We start from the raw sequence: 19,157 nt of genomic DNA, 5'->3' as shown, positions 1-19,157 counted from the left end.
CGCCTCGTTTTTTAGTTACATCCAGTAGACGAAAATAAACAGCAGCAGCCAGACGACGTCCACGAAGTGCCAGTACCAGGAAGCGGCTTCGAACGCGAAATGATGCTTGGGCGTAAAGTGCCCGCGCAGCACGCGCACCAGCATGACCGTCAGCATGATGGCCCCGATGGTGACATGCAGACCGTGGAATCCGGTCAACATGAAAAAGGTCGAGCCGTAGATACCGGTATGCAGCGTCAGATTGAGCTTTTCATAGGCGTGCGTGTACTCATAGGCCTGCAGAATAAGGAAGGAAATACCCAGCGCCACCGTCACGAACAGACCCAGTGCGAGCACCTTTCTTTTGTTCTCCTTCAACCCCCAATGCGCCCAGGTGATGGTGGCACCGGAGGTAAGCAGGATCAGGGTATTGATCGCAGGAATGCCCCAGGCCTCCATGGGCGTGTACTGCCCACCCACCGCGGCGGGTCCGTTGCTTGGCCACGCCGAGCTGTACGATGGCCACAGGAGCTCCTTGGTCAGGTGGCCGTAACCCTCGCCGCCCAGCCACGGGATCGAGTAGATACGCGTATAGAACAGAGCGCCGAAAAAGGCGCCGAAGAACATCACCTCGGAAAAGATGAACCAGAACATGCCCCATCGAAACGAGACATCGACCTGATCGTTGTACGCCCCTTGTTGACTTTCCTTGATGACTTCACCGAACCACCCGAACATCATGGCGATGATGCATACCCCACCCACGATCATGATGTAGTGCGCGGCATCGACGCCATTCAGGAACAGCGCAAATCCCCCCAACAGACAGGTCAGACCGATCGAACCGAGAATCGGCCAATGCGCATGATGCGGCAGATAATAGCCAGTATGTGTTTCCGACATTGCCATAACCCCTCCGATTCAAATTTCCTACAAAACCCGCCAACCTCGCCACGCCCCGCGGGACGCCTTTTCGCTATGTATCCGTCACGTCGAAAAATGTGTACGAAAGCGAAACCCTGCGCACATTTTTCGGAATGTTCGGGTCGATCACGAAGCTCACCGGCATGTAACGCCCTTCACCCGGCTTGAACATCTGCCGCGAAAAGCAGAAGCAGTCAGTTTTGTTGAAGTATTCCGCCGCCAGACCCGGCGATACGCTTGGCACGGCCTGGCCGATCACTTCCCTGCCTGTCCGGTTGTGTGCATAAAACCGGGTCGAATAAATCTTTCCGGGATGCACCTGCATCGTGGGCACATCCGGGCGAAAATCCCATGGCATCTCCCGGTTCAGCGTGGTCACGAACTCGACCGTGATCAGACGCGTCGTATCGGCGACCATCTGCGCGGTTTCCACCGCCTCCACCCGCCCGGTCTTTCCATTCAGGCCCGTCACCTTGCAAAACACGCTGTACAGCGGAACCAGTGCAAACCCGAAGCCGAACATGCCGATCACGATAGCGGCATGCAGGAACGCGGTTTTTTTGCTGATGGTTTTCATTTATGCGCCACGGAATATATGAAGGCCACATAGAAGAACAGCGCCACCAGAAACAGTATCGCAACCGTCAGTCTGATCCTTGCCTTTTGGTTCAACCGTACAATCTCCGTAAATATGCGGGCGCACCTCGGTGCGCCCGCATCGGCTCACTTGACCTCGGGCGCCACCGCAAAGGTGTGGTAGGGCGCCGGCGAAGGCACCGTCCACTCGAGGCCATGCGCTCCCTCCCAAACCTGATTCGTCGCCTTCTTCCCCTGCCGGATGGTCTGGACCACGAGATACAGGAACAACAGTTGCGACAAACCGAAGCCGAAGGCACCGATGGTCGCGATCTCGTTGAATCCGGCGAACTGCAGGGCATAGTCCGGAATACGCCGCGGCATGCCGGCCAGCCCCAGGAAGTGCATGGGGAAAAAGGTGACGTTCACGAAAATGGTCGAAAGCCAGAAATGCCATTTACCCAGACTTTCGTTGTACATGTGGCCGGTCCATTTGGGCAGCCAGTAGTACACCGCCGCGATAATGGAAAACACCGCCCCGGGCACCAGTACGTAGTGGAAATGCGCCACCACGAAATAGGTGTCCTGATACTGGAAGTCGGCCGGCGACATCGCCAGCATCAGCCCCGACAAACCGCCCATGGTGAACATCACCACGAACCCGATGGCGAACAGCATCGGTGTCTCGAAGGTCATCGAGCCGCGCCACATGGTCGCAACCCAGTTGAACACCTTCACGCCCGTCGGCACCGCGATCAGCATGGTGCTGAACATGAAGAACATCTCGCCCGCCAACGGCATGCCCACGGTGAACATGTGGTGCGCCCACACGATAAAGGACAGGAAAGCGATGGATGCCGTGGCGTACACCATCGAGCTGTAGCCGAACAGCGGCTTGCGCGCGAACGTCGGCAGGATGGTGGAAATGATGCCGAACGCCGGCAGGATCAGGATATATACCTCGGGATGGCCGAAGAACCAGAAGATGTGCTGATACATCACCGGGTCCCCACCACCGGCCGCGGAAAAGAAGCTGGTGCCGAAGAACTTGTCGGTCAGCAGCATGGTCACCGCGCCCGCGAGCACCGGCATGGTGGCGATCAGCAGGTACGCCGTGATCAGCCAGGTCCACACGAACAGGGGCATTTTCATCAACGACATGCCCGGTGCACGCATGTTCAGGATAGTAGCGATGATGTTGATCGACCCCATGATGGACGACAGCCCCATCAGATGGATCGCGAACACCATGAACGGGAAGGCGTCACCGGTTTGCAGCACCAGCGGCGGATACATGGTCCAGCCCGCCGCAGGCGCACCACCCGGCATCAGTAGGGTCGAGATGAGCATGACGAACGCGAACGGCAGGATCCAGAAGCTCCAGTTGTTCATACGTGGCAACGCCATGTCCGGCGCACCGACCATCATCGGCACCATCCAGTTCGCCAGCCCGGTGAAGGCGGGCATGACCACCCCGAAGATCATCGCCAGAGCGTGCATGGTGGTCATCGAATTGAAGAACTGCGGGTCGACGATCTGCAAACCCGGCTCGAACAACTCGGCCCGAATGACCAGCGCCATGGTCCCGCCGATAAAGAACATGATCAGCGCGAACCACAGGTAAAGGGTGCCAATATCCTTGTGATTGGTCGTAAACAGCCAGCGCAAAATGCCGCTGGGATGCTCGGCGTGATGTGCCTCTTCTGCTATGACAGCGCTCATTTCTTGGCCTCCTTAATCTGACGTGCAGCCTTGATCTGTTTGGGTTGAACCACGTCACCGGTATCGTTCCCCCACGCATTCCGCTCATAGGTAATGATCGATGCGATATCCACGTCGGAGAGCTGCGGACCCCAGGGGGGCATCGCCGTACCCGGCACGCCATTCAGGACGATGTGAATATGGTTCTTGACCGGACCCATGACGATCTTGTTGCTGGCATCCAGGAACCCGTACTCCTTGAGATGTTTGGTCATAGCCGGCGAAGCGTTGAAGGCATGTCCCTGCACCATCGGCGGGAAGGTGCCCGGCACGCCCGCGCCGTTGGCCTGATGGCAGGCGGCGCAATGCTGGTCATAGTTCTTCTTGCCCATGGCCATCAGCTGTGTCTTGCCGAGGTCCTTGTCGGACGCCGAGGCAGCCTTTTTCATCTGGGCCTCCTGCGCGGACACCCAGGCCTGGTAATCGGAATCGGACACCGCCTTGACGACGATGGGCATGAAGGCATGCCCGCGCCCGCACAGCTCGGCGCATTGACCGCGATAGGTGCCGGGCTTGTCGATCTTCGCCCACATCTCGTTAACGAAACCGGGAATGGCATCCATTTTCATGCCGAAGTACGGCACCCACCACGAATGGATCACGTCGTTCGAGGTGATCAGGAACCGAATCTTCTTGTTGACCGGCACGACCACGGGATGGTCGACCTCGAGCAGGTAATGCTTGTCCTTGGGTGCCTTGTTTTCGATTTCAGCGGCGGGGGTGGACAGGTTGCTAAAGAAATCGATGCCGCTGTCCAGGTAGGTATAGCGCCACTTCCACTGATAACCGGTGACCTTGATCGTCAGCGCGGGATCGCTGTCGTCGTACATATTGACCAGCGTTTTCGCCGCCGGCACCGCCATGCCCACCAGGATCAGGAACGGGATGATGGTCCATGCGAATTCTACCGCCGTGTTTTCATGGAATTGAGCGGCCTCGTGACCTTTCGACTTGCGGTGCTTGTAAATCGAATAGAACATCACGGCGAATACGCCGAAGCCGATGATCACGCAGATGAAGAAGATCAGCATGTGCAGGTGATAGACATCGTGGCTGATCGGCGTCACGCCGCGATGCATGTTGAGCTCGTAATCCGCCAGCGCCTGGCCCGTGCTTGCCAGGAGGGCAGCCCCGGACAGGCAGGCCTGCCATCGCCGCTTGCATGTTTTGCTCATCATCCCCTCCTAATTTCTGTTGCTTTTCTAAATTGCCGCGGTGGTATGGGAAAAAATCGTTTCGAGACGACCCGCGAGCTTTTTGCGCTCGTCGTCATTCAGGCAGGAACCGACCTCCACCTCCCACCCCCTGGATCTCAGTAGCAGGCGGGTCGGGTAGCCGCGCAGCTCGGGCGCCAGCAAAACGACCCGGGTCCACGCCCTCTCAAAGCAGCATCGGTGTTCTATGCAGCCGTGACCGGCCTCCACCCGGATCACGTCACCATCAACGCGGATAACCTCTTTGTGCTCTGCGCGCCGATGGCAGAAATAAAGTGCGAGCCCGAGCCCCATCATGTTCAGGCCTGCGAAGGGGATAACAGGCCAGAAGCCCAGACCGGCAAGCGCACCCGATACCAACACGGACACCCCGCACATGCCCATGTAGAACCGACATATCCCTACGCCGGAAAGCGAATGGTTCGGTTCCACCACAAACAGGGTGCGATCGATTGGTCGAGACATCTCCGTTTCAGTCATGGCAGCCCACGGGAACGGAATAGTTATGAGCCCGATGCTACCTGATGGGTCAAACGCGCACAAGCATATTTAGTTTTTATATGAGCAATAACTCGATAACCTATGAATTGATTAATAATTTTCTAATATTTTCACTATTAACCTCCAAAAGAATTATTTATTTCAAGCAGTTAGCAAATCTATCAACTATTTATTAAAGACATAAAAAAGGCGCCATTAAGGCGCCTTTTTTATGTCTTTACGATTGATTAAAGATTATTTTTGAATAATCGGAATCACGCCGGGGGACATCTGCATCGGCGGCGGCGCATCGGGTACCCAGGCCTGTCCGTAAATCACCTCATAGGTGGCCGGGTAGCGACCGTCAGGCAGACGAAAGGCCTCGTAGGCCTCGCATACGGCGCGCAGATGCTCCCGCCCCATGAGGCCTCGCTGCCGTCCGGCATTGACGTTTACCGCCCCGATACGCTTCAGGTCACGCATCAGGTCCAGTGGATCCGCGTAGGTGACGGTCAACATTTCCATATCCATGACCGGATCGGCGAATCCGCTGCGCAGCAGCGCATCCCCGATGTCGTGCATGTCGAGAAAATCGTTGACGTGCGGCCTGCCGTCCACCCGCCCCCAGCTGGCGCGCAGCTCCTTGAGCGTATCGGGCCCGAAGGAGGTGAACATCAACAAGCCCCGGCGGCGCAGCACGCGCCTGAACTCGGCCAGGACCCGGTCGAGGTCGGCGCAACACCATTGCAGGGTGAGATTCGAATAAATCAGATCGACCCGTTCCGCCCCGACCGGCAGCTGCCTTACATCGCCGCAGACCACAGCCGGTCGGCGCCGCCAGCGGCCGCGACGCCGCGCGTGCCCCAGCATGCCGGGCGAGAGATCCAGACCGACCACACGACTGCCGGCATAGCGTTTCAGCAGGGCCTCGCTGCCCCGCCCTGTCCCGCAACCCACATCCAGAATCAGCTGCGGATTCAGGCGCACATAATCCAGCCGTTCCAGCATGCGGTCGCCGACCTCGTGCTGCAGCACCGCATGGTCATCGTAACTGGACGCGGCCTGATCGAATGCCTCGCGCAGGCGACCGATGTCGATGTCGAAACCGCTCATCTCAGTCCGACGCCTCCACGATGCAACGCAACCAGGCGCTGAACAGATCCGGATGCGTCAGGAACGGGGCATGCCCTGCCCGCGCCACCACATGGGCACGGATCCGCCCCGGGGCCAGCGCGGTCACGGGCCCGGCGCAATCCACGGGCACCAGCCGGTCATACTCGCCCAGGATGAGGTCCACCGGACAGGCGAGCGACCGCAGCCGCTCACGCAAATCGAGATCACGCAGCATGGTCAACCCCACGGAAAGCGCCTCAGGTTGAGGGGGAAGCTCGAACAATTGATGCGTCAGGGACCGCACCGTGGTCTGAGCACCCTCGACACCGTGAAACTGCAGCGCAAGAAAGCGCTTGAGCGTTTTGCGAAAATCACCGGCCAGATCGCCGGCAAAGGCATTCAGCACCTGCGAATCCATGGCCTGCGGCCAGTCACGGGCCTGCACGAAACGCGGCTGCGCCGCGACCAGCACCAGATGACGGACCCGCCCGGGATAACGGGCCGCGAAGGCCTGAGCCAACAGCCCGCCCAGCGACCAGCCGACCCAGACGGCCGGGCCGGCGTCCATCTCGTCACGGAGATAATCCAGCACCCCGGGCAGGTCTTTCAGCGCGACGGGGTTCCCGCCGTGTCCGGGCAGATCCGGCGCCGACACATCGGCAAAGGACGACAAGCCGGGCAGCACCGCATCCCAGACCCGGGCGTTCATGCCCCAGCCGTGCAGCAACACCAAACGTGGCCGGCCGGTTTGTTCCTGTTTAGTTTTCACACAATGAGTCGGTTATCATCCGCCCCTCGCGATACATGCCGAAGGTCTCATGACAGCAACCAGCCTGATTTTGCCGCTCGCCGCCTACCTGATCGGTTCGATCTCCACGGCGATCATCACCTGCCGCCTGCTCGGCCTGCGCGATCCGCGCACCACAGGATCGGGCAACCCCGGAGCGACCAACGTGCTGCGCACCGGCGGAAAAAAGGCCGCTATCATCACGTTACTGGGGGATATGATCAAGGGCCTGCTCCCGGTGCTGGCCGGCCACTGGCTGCATGTGACGGATCAGGTGCTCGCCGCCACGGCGCTGGCCGCATTTCTCGGCCACCTCTACCCCCTGTATTTCGGCTTCAAGGGCGGCAAGGGGGTCGCTACGGCGATCGGTGTCCTGCTGGGCATCAGTGGCTGGCTGGGGCTGGCGGTGGTGGGATGCTGGCTGGTGGCGTTCGCCGTTTCGCGTATCTCGTCGCTTTCCGCGCTGACCGCGTCGCTGGCCGCCCCCTTCCTCGCCTATTGGCTGCTGGGCTCACCCTGGCTGGTCGGCGCGGTGGCGCTGATGGCCGTCCTGATCTACTGGCGACATCGCAGCAACATCCGCAACCTGATCAAAGGGGAAGAGCCACGCTCCAACACGCGCGCCTGACCGATATTCCATGCGGGAATCTGCGGAGCGGTTTTCACCGCCGGCGTTTCGAGGACAGCTCAGTCCTCGTCGTCGCGCATCGTCTCCGACAGCGGCTTGAGGTCATCGACCGCCCCGGAATCATTATCCTCGTCTTCGTCGTCGTCCTCGGCTTCTTCGGGATCTGCTGAAGCGCCGCTGGGCTGATCAATGACGTCGCTCGGGAACTGGAGACTGTCAGCCCCTTTATTAAGGGCCTTGAGCCCGCCGCCGAAGTTGATCTTCCATTCCAGGTCACCACGCGAATCGGCGCTGTTGAGGGCCTCCTGCAGGGTGATCTGGCCAGTCTTGTAAAGCTCGAACAGGGACTGGTCGAAGGTCTGCATGCCGACCGCACCGCCCTTTTCCATGATCTCCTTGATACCGCCGATCTCCCCCTTGCGGATCAGCTCAGTGATATAAGGCGTGTTAATCAACACCTCGACCGCGGGGATGCGCGTGCCATCTTTGGTCACGACCAGACGTTGCGAAACAATCCCCTTCAGGTTCATCGACAGATCCATGAGGATCTGATTCTTGGCCTCGGGAGGGAACATGTTGATGATGCGATCCAACGCCTGGTTGGCGTTGACGGCATGCAGTGTCGACATGGCCAGATGACCGGTGTCCGCGAAACCGATCGCCGCCTCCATGGTGTGGCGGTCGCGCACCTCACCGATCATGATCAGGTTCGGCGCCTGACGCATGGCCTCACGCAGGGCGTTGGCATAATTCAGGGTGTCGATGCCGACCTCGCGCTGCCCCACAATCGACTTCTTGTGCGAGAACACGTATTCGATGGGGTCCTCAACCGTGAGGATATGACCCGCCTGATTCATGCTGCGGTAATCAATCATGGCCGCCATGGAGGTCGACTTACCGGAACCGGTGGCGCCGACGATCATGATCAGACCGGTATTGCTCATCACCAGATCCTTCAGCACCGGCGGCAGGTGCAGCTCTTCCAGCGAGGGAATCTGGGACTTGATGTAGCGGATGACGATCGATATCTCACCACGCTGCTGATAGACATTGACGCGATAGCGGCCGACGCCCTGGAGCGACACGCCCAGGTTCATCTCCTTGTCGATATCGAACAGGTGGCGCTTCTCCTCGTCCAGCATGGCGTAGGCGATGCGCTTGGTCAGCCCCGGCTCAAGCGGTGTGCGGCTCACCGGTTTCATCACGCCCTGCACCTTCATGCTGATAGGCGCACCCGTGGTGAAGAACAGGTCGGAGGCCCCCTTTTGCGCCATCAACCGGAGATAGGGTTCGATATTCATGACTTCAGTCTGCCGTCGTTGTTATATGTTTATGCCCCAGCGATGATGATCAGCGCCGCATCATCGTACTGCCTTCCTCCTGATTCTGCTCGATCTCCAGTCCACCCACCTCGTCGAGCAGGTCCTGCTTCTTGGCCGCCTTGCTTTCGAGCTTGATGCGCAGGCGCAGGTCGTTGACCGAGTCGGCGTTGCGCAAGGCCTCCTCGTAGGTAATGTAGCCCGTCTCGAACAGGTTGAACAACGACTGGTCGAACGTAATCATCCCCTGCTCGTTGGACTTGGCCATGAGCGATTTCATCTCGTGCACCTCGCCCTTGAAGATGAGGTCCGACATCAACGGCGTATTGATCATGACCTCCACCGCCGGGATACGCCCCTTGCCGTCGGCCTTGAGGATGAGGCGCTGCGAGACGACTGCCTTGAGATTCAGGGAGAGATCCATCAGCAGCTGCGGGCGGCGCTCCTCGGGGAAAAAGTTGATGATGCGGTCCAGCGCCTGGTTGGTGCTGTTGGCATGCAGGGTGGACAGACACAAATGCCCGGTCTCGGCGAATGCCACGGCGTAATCCATGGTCTCGCGGTCGCGAATCTCGCCCATCAGAATGACGTCCGGCGCCTGGCGCAGGGTGTTCTTGAGCGCCACGTCGTAGGAATCGGTGTCCACACCGACCTCGCGCTGGGTCACGATGCAGTTGCGGTGAGCATGGACGTATTCGATCGGATCCTCGATCGTCACGATGTGTCCGTAACTGTTCTCGTTACGGTAACCGACCATCGCCGCCAGCGAGGTCGACTTACCCGAACCGGTACCGCCGACGAAGATGACCATGCCACGCTTAGTCATGGCGATATCTTCGAGGATGCGGGGCAGATGCAGCTCTTCGAACTTGGGGATATCGGAATTGATGGTGCGCAACACCATGCCCGAGGTGCCGCGCTGCACGAAGGCATTGACGCGGAACCGGGCCACACCCGGCAGGCTGATGGCGAAGTTGCATTCCTGGGTGCGTTCGTACTCCCCCGCCTGCTTGTCGTTCATGATCGACCGCACCAATGCCTGGGTATGGGAGGGGGAAAGCGGCTGGTTGGTGATGGGCGTCATACGCCCGTCGATTTTCATGGAAGGCGGCGCCCCCACGGTAATGAACAGATCGGAGCCGTTCTTGCTGAGCATGGTCTTGAGCAGATCATGCATGAACCGTATGGCCTTATCGCGCTCCATAATTCGATCCTCCCGCTATATGGCCGACTACACGGAGTCGGGGTTCGCCATCTTGCGCCGCGCCTCTTCCTTGCCGACCACGCCGCGTTGCACGAGGTCCTTGAGGCTCTGATCCAGCGTCTGCATGCCGAGGTTGTGGCCGGTCTGAATGGCAGAGTACATCTGGGCGATCTTGTTCTCTCGAATCAGGTTACGGATGGCGGGGGTACCGATCATGATCTCGTGGGCCGCCACGCGTCCGCCGCCGATCTTCTTGAGCAGGGTTTGCGAGATAACCGCCCGCAGCGACTCCGACAGCATCGCGCGCACCATGTCCTTCTCCGCGGCCGGGAAGACGTCGACCACACGGTCGATGGTCTTGGCCGCCGAACTGGTGTGCAGGGTGCCGAACACCAAGTGCCCGGTTTCCGCAGCGGTCAGCGCCAGGCGAATGGTCTCCAGGTCGCGCATTTCACCGACCAGCACGGTGTCGGGATCTTCACGCAGCGCGGAACGCAGCGCCTCGTTGAAGCCGAGTGTGTCGCGATGCACTTCACGCTGGTTGACCAGACATTTTTTACTTTCGTGCACGAATTCGATCGGGTCCTCGATGGTGAGGATGTGACCGTATTCCGTCTCGTTCTTGTGATTGATCATCGCGGCCAGGGTGGTCGACTTACCGGAACCGGTCGGCCCGGTCACCAGCACGATGCCGCGCGGATATTCCGAGATGTCCTTGAAGCTCTCCGGACAGCCCAGGTCCTCCAGGGTGAGGATCTTGGTGGGAATGGTGCGGAACACCGCCCCCGCGCCGCGGTTCTGGTTGAAGGCGTTGACACGAAAACGCGCCAGGCCCGGGATCTCGAACGAGAAGTCGGTCTCGAAGAATTCTTCGAAGTCCTTGCGCTGCTTGTCGTTCATGATGTCGTACACCATGTCATGAACGTCCTTGTGCTCCATCGGCGGGACATTGATCCGGCGAATGTCGCCGTCGACACGAATCATGGGCGGCAGGCCGGCCGACAGGTGAAGGTCGGAAGCGCCGTTCTTAACACCGAATGCAAGCAGCTGAGCGATATCCATCTGACATCCTTTGCATACTTAATCTGAGTTTGGACCGTGACGTTGGGGTAACGTGTCGACGACCAATGGGTTATATAATGTCTTCAATCGTAGGGAAAGCAAACTATAGCACAGCACCGTGTCACCCCTTTGTGAACGTCTCGCGCGTCTGGAGGCCGAAATCCGCGCGGCGGAACAGCATTTCGGCCGCTCCCCGGGCAGCGTCAAACTGCTCGCGGTGAGCAAGACCTTTCCCGCCGAAATCGTCCGTGCAGCGATCGCCTGCGGACAACGGGACTTCGGCGAAAACTACGTCCAGGAATTCGAAACCAAGGCGCACGCCCTGCGCGACGCCGCCCCCTGCTGGCATTTCATCGGACCCCTGCAGTCCAACAAGACCCGCATGGTGAGCGAACTGGCCGACTGGGTGCACAGCATCGACCGCCTCAAGATCGCCCAGCGGCTCGACGACCAGCGACCGGCCGCAAGTCCGCCGCTCGATGTCTGCCTGCAGGTCAACGTCAGCGGCGAGGCCAGCAAATCCGGCGTCGCGCCCGGGGAACTGCCGGCCCTCGCCGAGGCGGTCGCCGCCCTGCCCCGGCTGCGACTGCGCGGCCTGATGGCCATCCCGGCCCCCCGCACGGACTTCGACGCCCAGCGCCGTCAGTTCGCGCGACTGCGCGGCCTGTTCGAGGATCTGACCGGGCGGGGCTTCGACCTCGACACCTTATCGATGGGCATGTCGGGAGACTGGCAGGCCGCCGTCGCCGAGGGCGCCACCATCATCCGCATCGGCACCGCCGTCTTCGGCGAACGCGCCTACCGGCACAGCGCCTGACCGGTACGGGCTGTTAGAATAACCAGCCATATTCCGCAACCAACGGTCGATCCATGTCCAAGCTCTGTTTCATCGGCGCCGGCAACATGGCGCGCAGCCTGATCGGCGGCCTGCTTGCCGACGGCTGGTCCCCCGGCGACCTCTGCGTGGCGGACCCCGATGCCGCCCAGCGCGACCAGATCCGCCAGCAATGGCCGGCCATCCCCACCTACGAAGACAACGGGGAGGCGGTCGCCGCTGCCGACGTCGTCCTGCTCGCCGTCAAGCCGCAGATCCTGCAAAGCGTGGCCCGCGCCCTGGTGCCGGCGCTTAAGGAAAAGGACAAGCTCGTCATTTCCATCGCCGCCGGGATCACCACCCCCGACCTCGACCGCTGGCTGGGCGACGGCCAGGCCATCGCCCGCGCGATGCCGAACACGCCAGCCCTGGTGCGCAGCGGCGCGACCGGCCTGTTCGCCAACACGAGGCTCTCCCCTCCACAACGCGACCTGGCCGAAACCATCCTGCGCGCCGTGGGGCTTATCGTCTGGTTCGAGGACGAAGAACAGCTCGACGCCGTTACCGCCCTGTCCGGCAGCGGACCCGCCTATTTCTTCCTGGTGATGGAGGCCCTGCAGGCGGCCGGCGAGGAGCTCGGCCTGACCAGCGAGCAGGCCCGCCTGCTGACCGTGGAGACCGCACTGGGCGCCGCACGCCTGGCGCTGGAAAGCGAGGAGACGCCCGCCGACCTGCGCGCCCGCGTCACCTCCAAGGGCGGCACCACCGAACGCGCCATCGGCATACTCGAGGAAGGCGGACTGCGCGAACTGATGGCGCGCGCCGTCCAGGCCGCGGCGATCAGATCCAGAGAACTTGCCGAACAACTGGGGGTGGACGCATGACCGGCATGGGACAGGACATCGGGGCCTTTCTGGTCCACACACTGTTCACGATCTATATCGTGATCGTCATGCTGCGGGTACTGCTCGCCCTGGTGCGCGCCGACTTCTACAACCCCATGTCGCAGTTCATCGTGCGCGCGACCAATCCGGTGCTGGTGCCGTTCCGCCGGCTGATCCCTTCCATCGGACGCATCGACACCGGCGCCATCGTCCTGCTGTTGCTGCTCAAGCTCATCGAACTGGCGCTGTTGCTGATGCTCGGCGGCGGCAACTTCGGGCAGTCCATGAGCGTCCTGCCGCTGCTGCTGTTCATGGCCGTGTTCGAACTCATCCGGCTGCTGATCAACGTCTACATCTTCGCGCTCATCATTCAAGCCGTGTTGAGCTGGGTCTCGCCCGGCGCCTACGGCAACCCGATGGCGCTGCTCCTGTACAGCCTCACCGAACCGCTGCTGCGGCCGATCCGCAACATCCTGCCGCCGATGGGCATGATCGACTTCTCGCCCATGGCGGCCATCATCCTGCTCTATATCCTGCAGATCGTGCTCAACCACGCCATGCAGGGAATCATCTCCGGCCTCGCAGGCGGATGAGCGGGAATTTCTATCAATGGCAGGGCGCGGACCTGATCCTCCAGGTCCGCGCCCAACCGCGCTCCAAACGCGAAGGCTTCGCCGAGATCGTGGGCGAGGCCGTCAAGGTCAACCTCAAGGCACCGCCGGTGGAGGGCAAGGCCAACGAGGCCCTGGTCCGTTTTCTGGCCGCCCGCTTCGGGGTACGCCGCGCCCAGATCACGCTGCTCAGCGGAGAACACGCCCGCGCCAAACGCCTGCGTATCGAAAATCCCCGCTCGCTGCCCGAAGAACTCGGCCTGCAACGCCCCGCGACGTCCTGACAGTTGCGCCTTCCATGCCCCCTGTTTAGACTCTTTCGCCCTCCGTATTCCCACCAACCGCAATGCCCGATTCCATCCCGCCTGACTCCGTCGGCCTCGTCACTCCGCAGACGGCGCGTTTCGAGGAATCTCTCGAACTGGAGAGCGGGCGCGTGCTGCCGCACTACGAACTGGTGTACGAAACCTACGGAGAGCTCAACGCCGCACGCGACAACGCCATCCTGATCTGCCATGCCTTGTCGGGCGATCACCATGCGGCCGGCTATCACAACATGGAAGACCGCAAGCCGGGCTGGTGGGATTCCGCCATCGGCCCGGGCAAGCCGTTCGACACCAACCGGTTCTTCATCGTCTCACCCAACAACCTGGGCGGCTGCCGCGGCTCCACCGGCCCCACCAGCATCAACCCGCAGACGAACAAACCCTACGGCGCCGACTTCCCCATCGTCACCGTCAAGGACTGGGTGCAGGTGCAGGCACGTCTGGCCGACGCGCTGGGTATCCGGCAATGGGCCGCCATCATCGGCGGTAGCCTTGGCGGCATGCAGGTCATGCAATGGGCCATCGATCTACCGGAACGCCTGCGGCACGCGGTCGTCATCGCCGCCGCGCCGCGCCTGTCGGCGCAAAACATCGCCTTCAACGAGGTGGCGCGCCAGGCGATTCTCTCCGATCCGGAATTCCACGGCGGACATTTCTACGAACATGACACCGTGCCGCGCCGCGGCCTGATGCTGGCCCGCATGCTGGGACACATCACCTACCTCTCGGACGAAAGCATGCGCGCCAAGTTCGGGCGCGAGCTGCGCGAAGGCAGGATCAACTTCGGGTTCGATGTCGAATTCCAGGTGGAAAGCTACCTGCGCTACCAGGGCCGCAGTTTCGTCGACCGCTTCGACGCCAACACCTATTTATTGATGACCAAGGCGCTGGACTATTTCGATCCGGCCGCCGAATACGGCAACGACCTGGCCGAGGCCTTCCGGCGCGCGCTGGCCAAATTCCTGGTGATCTCCTTCACCAGCGACTGGCGTTTCGCGCCCAGCCGTTCCCGCCAGATTGTGCGCGCCCTGCTGGATGCGGACCGCTCGGTCACCTACTCGGAGATCGAGGCGCATCATGGTCATGACGCCTTCCTGATGCCCATACCCAAATACATGAGCGTGTTGTACGCGTACATGGAAAAAGTCGCCGGGGAATGCAGCTGATGCGCGCCGATCTCGAAATCATCAGCAAATGGATCAACCCGGGCTCGCGCGTACTCGACCTGGGCTGCGGTGACGGCACCCTGCTTTCCTGGCTGGCCGACCAGAAACAGGTCACCGGTTACGGCATGGAGATCGATCCCGACAACATCGTGCGCTGCATCGAGCGCGGCGTGCACGTCGCGCAAACCGACCTGGATAACGGCCTGGAAGAATTCTTCGACGAGGATTCCTTCGACTACGTGGTGATGACGCAGACGCTGCAGGCAATCCGCCACCCGAAACATCTGCTGGCGGAGATGATGCGGGTCGGGCGTGAGGGCATCGTTACCTTCCCCAACATCGGTCACTGGCGTTCACGCATACAGTTCAGTTTCGACGGACGCATGCCCGTCACGCGCTCTCTGCCGAACCAGTGGTACAACACGCCCAATATCCACCTGTGCACCCTGCGCGATTTCGAAGCGCTTTGCACGGAGCTCGGTATTCGCATCCTGCAGCGCAGCGTGGTGGACATCAATCACCACACCCATCTCGGCATGCGCCTGTTCCCCAACCTGCTGGGCGAAATCGCCCTGTACCGCTTCAGCCGCGCCTGACACGCACCCACCTGCAGAAGCGTTGATCATCGCCTAAACTCGTTCAAAGGCGACATATCAAATAACAACGCCTAAGGAGGAGCCGTCATGAACCGCCTCTATTTCCTGCTGTTTGCCGTGCTGATGATCGCAGTACCCTTTACCGCTGCCGCCGAGCAGTCGGTGAGCGGCAACCGCTTTACCATTCATTACAATGCGCTGAACAGCGACATGCTGACGCCGTCCGTTGCGCGCAACTACAACATCACCCGCAGTAAAAACCGCGGCCTGATCAACATCTCCGTGCTGGAGAAAAGCATGGGCGTGGTCGGCAAACCGGCACGCGCCGATGTCAGCGTGTCCGCCATCAACCTGAACGGCCAGATCAAGAACGTGGACATGCGGGAAATCAACGACCAGGGCGCGATCTACTACATCGGCGAGTTTCCCATCAGTAATGCGGAAACCCTGAAATTCCACATCAAGGTCACGCCGCAGGGCGGCAGGCCGCACGAAATCGAATTCGATCAGCAGTTCTTCACCGACTGACCTTTTCCCGAACGCCTCTGGCGCCATGCGATGGCGTCAGAGGCTGTGCGCGATCCCCCACAAGGCGAACACGCCGAAGCTCAGCACCATGAGGCCGGCGATCTGGCGCACCAGCGGCCGGCGGGTGAAGTGCGCCAACTGGGCGGCGAACACCCCCATCGCCAGCAGATTGGGCAGGGTGCCCAGACCGAAGCTCAGCAGCAGCAGCGCGCCATGCACCGCCGAACCCGCGGCGATGGACCAGATCAGTACGCTGTAAACCAGCCCGCAGGGCAGCCAGCCCCACACCAGGCCGAGCTGAAAGGCCGCCCAGGGCGAGCGCACCGGGATGAAACGGCGGCCCAGCGGCTCCAGCCGTTTCCACAGGCGGCCGCCGGCCTGCTCCAGGCGGGCCAGGCCGCGCCACCATCCGCCCAGATAAAGGCCCAGCGCGATCATGAACAGGGCGGCGAATCCGTGCAGCCAGAGCTGGGCATCGCGAATGGACAGCCAATGCGCGGCGAACCAGCCGACACCGCCCATCAAGGTGCCGGCCAGGGTGTAACTGAGAATGCGCGCCAGGTTGTAGGCAAGCAGGTAAGGAAACAGTCCGCGCGGCCGGCTGCGTACCGGTTCGGGCAGCCCGAAGGTCAGCGCGCCGACGATGCCGCCGCACATGCCGACGCAGTGCACCCCGCCGAGCAGGCCGACGATGAACGCGGCCAGATAACCGGCCTGATTGCCGAGCGTCAGATCCACACCCGATCCCCGCTGAAACCCCTGCCCTGACTGACTTTCATACGATCAACACTCTCGCACATTGGTAAGGTGCATGCTAAGGTATTCAAAATTTTGTCATCAGCATCAACTGGAACCAAGGAGTACTCCATGGCAGCCAAGAAAAAGGCCGCAAAAAAATCCGCCGCAGCTCCCGCCAAGGCACCCACCAAGAGCGAAATCCTCGCGCACATCTCGGAAGAGACCGGCCTGACCCGTAAAGAGGTTACCGCGGTCTTCGATTCGCTGAACGGCATGATCCAGAAGAACCTCAAGCCGCGTGGCCCGGGTCTGTTTTCCGTGCCCGGCTTGATGAAGATCAAGGTCGTCAAGAAGCCCGCCACCAGGGCGCGCAAGGGTATCAATCCTTTCACGGGTGAAGAAACCGTCTTTAAGGCCAAGCCGGCCCGCAAGGTGGTTAAGGTGCTGCCGCTGAAGGGCCTGAAGGATATGGTCTAAAGGTAGGGGCTAGCCTTACTCCGAACGGCCCGCTGCAGGCGAAACCTGCAGCGGGCCGTTTTCGTTTTCCTCCCCCGCGCAGTCCTCTCCGGTGCCCTGCGTCTCGGCCTCCACCACACACTTGGCGCGAATGAAGGCACTGTGAGGGACGTAAAGCAGGTCCGCAATCTTGCGGACGTGGTATTCCTCGTACTTGTCCAAACGACCGTCGGCGTAGGCGACGCGCCATAACGACTCGATGACGGCGTATTTCTGCTCGGGCGAAAAGGCATCGTTGATCCTGCGCAGCGCAGGATGCAGCGAGGTGGCATCCGCCTCCCGCTGCTCGGCCAGCGCCAGCACCTCGCGAGCCTCCGCATCCGAAAAGCCGAAGGTCGTCCCCAGCGCCTGGACTATCTGCGTCCGCTCGCGTCCGTCGGTGTCGAAATCCGCGCGCGCAATCTCAAGCATCAACAGGGTAACGGCGATTTCCAAGGCCCGCGGCGACGCCTCGTTCCCCGGCTCGTCCAGGTAGCGCGAAAACAGGCCGCGCAGATTATCCATCAACGAGGTCACGGTCATACCTCTCAGTTGCTGCGGACCCGCAGATGATAGACGCCGTCATCGAAATCACTGAAGAAGGTCTCGACGTAGGGATGCTCGATCGGTTCGAGCCGCGAATCCGGTTCCAGGTTGCGTTCGGCCACATAGGTGGTGGCATCCATCCCGTCCACCAGGACGTGATACCAGGGCTGGTCCTTGGGGGGACGTGACTTGGCCATCTGCTCGTACCAGTCATCGCTGCCGTCGAAGGTCGGATCGACATCGAAAATGACGCCGCGATAATCGAACAGCTTGTGATGGACCAGTTGACCGACGGAAAAACGTGCTTGATGCATGGTTATTAAAGCGACCGGTTACTGACTTTGCCAATCTTTATACAATGGGGCCGTGTCGACCATTACTCAAGTTTCGAACACGGCGGCGACGCAGGGTTCCGTCATCCTGCTGAGCGGCGGCATCGAGAGCAGCACCCTGCTGCACGACGAGGCCCGTCGGGGCGAAATGCTGTATCCGCTGTTCATCGACTATGCCCAGCGGGCCGCGCAGCAGGAGTTCGCAGCCGCCGAGCATCAATGCAGACAGCTGGGCCTGGCGCTCAAACACCTGGATCTGTCCGCTGCCGGGGAGGCATTCCGGGCCGGGCAGGAAAAACGCCTGCACGTCCCCATACCGCATCGCAACCTCACCCTGTTGAGCCTCAGCCTGAGCTGGGCGGCGCAGATGAGGGCCCGCCGCCTGCTGCTCGCCCTGAACCGCGAGGACACCACCGCCTACCCCAGCGCCGGCACGGACTTCCTGACGCATTTCAGGGCCATCGCACGGACGCTGGCTGACCTCGACTGCGAAGCCCCCTATATCGAACTCGGCAAGGCCGAAGTGATCGAACGCGGCGTGGGCCTGGGCGTGGATTACACCCACACCTACAGCTGCCTGCTGGGATACGAGCTGGCCTGCGGGGCCTGTCCGCAGTGCGAAAAACGCCGCGCCGCATTCGAAAACGCGGACCAACCCGACCCGACCCGTTACAGGCCAGCGACACGGGTACAGTAAGATGGCCGTTCCCCGACCGCAGCTTCATTTCCCATGAAACCCTACACGCCCGTAGCGCCCCATGTCCGCGAACGCCTGGAGATCGCCATCCTGACCGGCGAACTGCTCGACCTGCACTGGGTCGAAGAGGACTCCGACCACGCCTGGATGGCGCGCCTGCGCCCCACCGGCATCGACGAAAAGGACGGGGCCCAGTATCTGGAAGCACTGAACGATCAGGGTGAAACGCAGCGCATCCGGCTCGACCTGATCCGCAATCTGCCCACCCCGGTGAAGTAACGTCCCCTTAACTGAACTCGACACCGGATCGGGATCAAACTAAATGTTAGGAAAGCCCCGTCAGCGACGGGGTGGCCGTTTTCGGTTTACGCCAAGGA

Annotated in this window: 24 protein-coding genes; 11 read left to right on the top strand and 13 right to left on the bottom strand. The window is 61.0% G+C overall.

Going from position 1 to position 19,157, the window contains the following annotated elements; all coding sequences use genetic code 11:
* Positions 1–15 precede the first annotated feature (15 nt).
* From P8Y64_03025 to bioH, 7 genes are all read right to left on the bottom strand, one after another.
* Positions 16–882 carry a cytochrome c oxidase subunit 3 gene (locus tag P8Y64_03025; GenBank protein ID MEJ2059449.1) on the bottom strand — a complete coding sequence of 289 codons (867 nt, stop codon included), beginning with the start codon at positions 880–882 and terminating at the stop codon, positions 16–18.
* 73 nt (positions 883–955) lie between these two features.
* Positions 956–1,480: a cytochrome c oxidase assembly protein gene (locus P8Y64_03020; GenBank protein ID MEJ2059448.1), complete on the bottom strand. Its 525-nt coding sequence runs from the start codon at positions 1,478–1,480 to the stop codon at positions 956–958.
* Between the two features lie 146 nt (positions 1,481–1,626).
* Positions 1,627–3,201 (bottom strand): cytochrome c oxidase subunit I, encoded by a 1,575-nt coding sequence (gene ctaD / locus P8Y64_03015; protein MEJ2059447.1) that lies wholly within the window; start codon positions 3,199–3,201, stop codon positions 1,627–1,629.
* Positions 3,198–4,319 carry a cytochrome c oxidase subunit II gene (coxB, locus tag P8Y64_03010; GenBank protein MEJ2059446.1) on the bottom strand — a complete coding sequence of 374 codons (1,122 nt, stop codon included), beginning with the start codon at positions 4,317–4,319 and terminating at the stop codon, positions 3,198–3,200. Before coxB ends, ctaD begins: the two co-directional genes overlap by 4 nt.
* Before the next feature lie 123 nt (positions 4,320–4,442).
* Positions 4,443–4,934, bottom strand: coding sequence for a DUF2244 domain-containing protein (locus tag P8Y64_03005; protein ID MEJ2059445.1), 492 nt, complete (start codon positions 4,932–4,934; stop codon positions 4,443–4,445).
* 255 nt (positions 4,935–5,189) lie between these two features.
* On the bottom strand, positions 5,190–6,047 hold the full coding sequence (bioC, locus tag P8Y64_03000; protein ID MEJ2059444.1) for a malonyl-ACP O-methyltransferase BioC: 858 nt from the start codon (positions 6,045–6,047) through the stop codon (positions 5,190–5,192).
* A 1-nt stretch (position 6,048) separates the two neighbouring features.
* Complete coding sequence (bioH, locus tag P8Y64_02995; GenBank protein ID MEJ2059443.1) at positions 6,049–6,816, bottom strand: pimeloyl-ACP methyl ester esterase BioH; 768 nt, start codon at positions 6,814–6,816, stop codon at positions 6,049–6,051.
* Between the two features lie 49 nt (positions 6,817–6,865).
* Between bioH and plsY the strand changes: the two genes are divergently transcribed.
* On the top strand, positions 6,866–7,462 hold the full coding sequence (plsY, locus tag P8Y64_02990; GenBank protein MEJ2059442.1) for a glycerol-3-phosphate 1-O-acyltransferase PlsY: 597 nt from the start codon (positions 6,866–6,868) through the stop codon (positions 7,460–7,462).
* 59 nt (positions 7,463–7,521) lie between these two features.
* On the opposite strand, the gene P8Y64_02985 is transcribed toward plsY, so the two are convergent.
* From P8Y64_02985 to P8Y64_02975, 3 genes are read right to left on the bottom strand one after another with little or no spacing between them, the layout of a single operon-like run.
* On the bottom strand, positions 7,522–8,763 hold the full coding sequence (locus tag P8Y64_02985) for a PilT/PilU family type 4a pilus ATPase (GenBank protein MEJ2059441.1): 1,242 nt from the start codon (positions 8,761–8,763) through the stop codon (positions 7,522–7,524).
* A gap of 49 nt (positions 8,764–8,812) precedes the next feature.
* On the bottom strand, positions 8,813–9,985 hold the full coding sequence (locus tag P8Y64_02980; GenBank protein MEJ2059440.1) for a PilT/PilU family type 4a pilus ATPase: 1,173 nt from the start codon (positions 9,983–9,985) through the stop codon (positions 8,813–8,815).
* Positions 9,986–10,012: 27 nt separating this feature from the next.
* Positions 10,013–11,047 (bottom strand): type IV pilus twitching motility protein PilT, encoded by a 1,035-nt coding sequence (locus P8Y64_02975; protein ID MEJ2059439.1) that lies wholly within the window; start codon positions 11,045–11,047, stop codon positions 10,013–10,015.
* A gap of 148 nt (positions 11,048–11,195) precedes the next feature.
* Here P8Y64_02975 and P8Y64_02970 point away from each other — a divergent pair, with 148 nt between their 5' ends.
* The 7 genes from P8Y64_02970 (at position 11,196) to P8Y64_02940 (ending at position 15,972) form a co-directional block, all read left to right on the top strand.
* Positions 11,196–11,864 (top strand): YggS family pyridoxal phosphate-dependent enzyme, encoded by a 669-nt coding sequence (locus tag P8Y64_02970; GenBank protein ID MEJ2059438.1) that lies wholly within the window; start codon positions 11,196–11,198, stop codon positions 11,862–11,864.
* Positions 11,865–11,917: 53 nt separating this feature from the next.
* Positions 11,918–12,745 (top strand): pyrroline-5-carboxylate reductase, encoded by an 828-nt coding sequence (gene proC, locus P8Y64_02965; GenBank protein MEJ2059437.1) that lies wholly within the window; start codon positions 11,918–11,920, stop codon positions 12,743–12,745.
* The gene (locus P8Y64_02960; protein MEJ2059436.1) at positions 12,742–13,338 is read left to right on the top strand and encodes a YggT family protein; all 597 of its coding nucleotides are present in this window, start codon (positions 12,742–12,744) and stop codon (positions 13,336–13,338) included. Before proC ends, P8Y64_02960 begins: the two co-directional genes overlap by 4 nt.
* Positions 13,335–13,640 carry a DUF167 family protein gene (locus P8Y64_02955; protein ID MEJ2059435.1) on the top strand — a complete coding sequence of 102 codons (306 nt, stop codon included), beginning with the start codon at positions 13,335–13,337 and terminating at the stop codon, positions 13,638–13,640. Before P8Y64_02960 ends, P8Y64_02955 begins: the two co-directional genes overlap by 4 nt.
* Positions 13,641–13,702: 62 nt before the next feature.
* Entirely contained in the window at positions 13,703–14,848 is a 1,146-nt protein-coding gene (locus tag P8Y64_02950; protein ID MEJ2059434.1) for a homoserine O-acetyltransferase, read from the top strand.
* Complete coding sequence (gene metW, locus P8Y64_02945) at positions 14,848–15,444, top strand: methionine biosynthesis protein MetW (GenBank protein MEJ2059433.1); 597 nt, start codon at positions 14,848–14,850, stop codon at positions 15,442–15,444. Before P8Y64_02950 ends, metW begins: the two co-directional genes overlap by 1 nt.
* A gap of 87 nt (positions 15,445–15,531) precedes the next feature.
* The gene (locus tag P8Y64_02940; protein ID MEJ2059432.1) at positions 15,532–15,972 is read left to right on the top strand and encodes a DUF4426 domain-containing protein; all 441 of its coding nucleotides are present in this window, start codon (positions 15,532–15,534) and stop codon (positions 15,970–15,972) included.
* Between the two features lie 36 nt (positions 15,973–16,008).
* On the opposite strand, the gene P8Y64_02935 is transcribed toward P8Y64_02940, so the two are convergent.
* Positions 16,009–16,710, bottom strand: coding sequence for a sulfite exporter TauE/SafE family protein (locus P8Y64_02935; GenBank protein ID MEJ2059431.1), 702 nt, complete (start codon positions 16,708–16,710; stop codon positions 16,009–16,011).
* A gap of 129 nt (positions 16,711–16,839) precedes the next feature.
* Between P8Y64_02935 and P8Y64_02930 the strand changes: the two genes are divergently transcribed.
* Positions 16,840–17,187, top strand: coding sequence for an HU family DNA-binding protein (locus P8Y64_02930; protein ID MEJ2059430.1), 348 nt, complete (start codon positions 16,840–16,842; stop codon positions 17,185–17,187).
* Between the two features lie 15 nt (positions 17,188–17,202).
* Here P8Y64_02930 and P8Y64_02925 read toward each other — a convergent pair whose 3' ends face one another.
* Positions 17,203–17,748 (bottom strand): TerB family tellurite resistance protein, encoded by a 546-nt coding sequence (locus P8Y64_02925; protein MEJ2059429.1) that lies wholly within the window; start codon positions 17,746–17,748, stop codon positions 17,203–17,205.
* A 5-nt stretch (positions 17,749–17,753) separates the two neighbouring features.
* The gene (gene hspQ, locus P8Y64_02920; protein ID MEJ2059428.1) at positions 17,754–18,065 is read right to left on the bottom strand and encodes a heat shock protein HspQ; all 312 of its coding nucleotides are present in this window, start codon (positions 18,063–18,065) and stop codon (positions 17,754–17,756) included.
* 52 nt (positions 18,066–18,117) lie between these two features.
* Between hspQ and P8Y64_02915 the strand changes: the two genes are divergently transcribed.
* Together P8Y64_02915 and P8Y64_02910 are read left to right on the top strand one after the other, a co-directional pair.
* On the top strand, positions 18,118–18,780 hold the full coding sequence (locus tag P8Y64_02915; GenBank protein ID MEJ2059427.1) for a 7-cyano-7-deazaguanine synthase: 663 nt from the start codon (positions 18,118–18,120) through the stop codon (positions 18,778–18,780).
* 33 nt (positions 18,781–18,813) lie between these two features.
* Positions 18,814–19,059 (top strand): hypothetical protein, encoded by a 246-nt coding sequence (locus P8Y64_02910; protein MEJ2059426.1) that lies wholly within the window; start codon positions 18,814–18,816, stop codon positions 19,057–19,059.
* The last annotated feature ends 98 nt before the right edge of the window (positions 19,060–19,157 follow it).

It is taken from the genome of Gammaproteobacteria bacterium (assembly GCA_037388465.1).
In the GTDB taxonomy this organism is placed as follows: Bacteria; Pseudomonadota; Gammaproteobacteria; order SpSt-1174; family SpSt-1174; genus JARRKE01.
The sequence above is the reverse complement of the archived record's forward strand: the minus strand, read 5'-3'. Positions and strand labels throughout refer to the sequence as shown.

Coding starts and splice junctions, on each gene's coding strand:
- P8Y64_03025 (MEJ2059449.1), bottom strand. CDS start 882: ATGTCGGAAACACATACTGGCTATTATCTGCCGCATCATGCGCATTGG.
- P8Y64_03020 (MEJ2059448.1), bottom strand. CDS start 1,480: ATGAAAACCATCAGCAAAAAAACCGCGTTCCTGCATGCCGCTATCGTG.
- ctaD (MEJ2059447.1), bottom strand. CDS start 3,201: ATGAGCGCTGTCATAGCAGAAGAGGCACATCACGCCGAGCATCCCAGC.
- coxB (MEJ2059446.1), bottom strand. CDS start 4,319: ATGCATCGCGGCGTGACGCCGATCAGCCACGATGTCTATCACCTGCAC.
- P8Y64_03005 (MEJ2059445.1), bottom strand. CDS start 4,934: ATGACTGAAACGGAGATGTCTCGACCAATCGATCGCACCCTGTTTGTG.
- bioC (MEJ2059444.1), bottom strand. CDS start 6,047: ATGAGCGGTTTCGACATCGACATCGGTCGCCTGCGCGAGGCATTCGAT.
- plsY (MEJ2059442.1), top strand. CDS start 6,866: ATGACAGCAACCAGCCTGATTTTGCCGCTCGCCGCCTACCTGATCGGT.
- P8Y64_02985 (MEJ2059441.1), bottom strand. CDS start 8,763: ATGAATATCGAACCCTATCTCCGGTTGATGGCGCAAAAGGGGGCCTCC.
- P8Y64_02980 (MEJ2059440.1), bottom strand. CDS start 9,985: ATGGAGCGCGATAAGGCCATACGGTTCATGCATGATCTGCTCAAGACC.
- P8Y64_02975 (MEJ2059439.1), bottom strand. CDS start 11,047: ATGGATATCGCTCAGCTGCTTGCATTCGGTGTTAAGAACGGCGCTTCC.
- proC (MEJ2059437.1), top strand. CDS start 11,918: ATGTCCAAGCTCTGTTTCATCGGCGCCGGCAACATGGCGCGCAGCCTG.
- P8Y64_02960 (MEJ2059436.1), top strand. CDS start 12,742: ATGACCGGCATGGGACAGGACATCGGGGCCTTTCTGGTCCACACACTG.
- P8Y64_02955 (MEJ2059435.1), top strand. CDS start 13,335: ATGAGCGGGAATTTCTATCAATGGCAGGGCGCGGACCTGATCCTCCAG.
- P8Y64_02950 (MEJ2059434.1), top strand. CDS start 13,703: ATGCCCGATTCCATCCCGCCTGACTCCGTCGGCCTCGTCACTCCGCAG.
- metW (MEJ2059433.1), top strand. CDS start 14,848: ATGCGCGCCGATCTCGAAATCATCAGCAAATGGATCAACCCGGGCTCG.
- P8Y64_02940 (MEJ2059432.1), top strand. CDS start 15,532: ATGAACCGCCTCTATTTCCTGCTGTTTGCCGTGCTGATGATCGCAGTA.
- P8Y64_02930 (MEJ2059430.1), top strand. CDS start 16,840: ATGGCAGCCAAGAAAAAGGCCGCAAAAAAATCCGCCGCAGCTCCCGCC.
- P8Y64_02925 (MEJ2059429.1), bottom strand. CDS start 17,748: ATGACCGTGACCTCGTTGATGGATAATCTGCGCGGCCTGTTTTCGCGC.
- hspQ (MEJ2059428.1), bottom strand. CDS start 18,065: ATGCATCAAGCACGTTTTTCCGTCGGTCAACTGGTCCATCACAAGCTG.
- P8Y64_02910 (MEJ2059426.1), top strand. CDS start 18,814: ATGAAACCCTACACGCCCGTAGCGCCCCATGTCCGCGAACGCCTGGAG.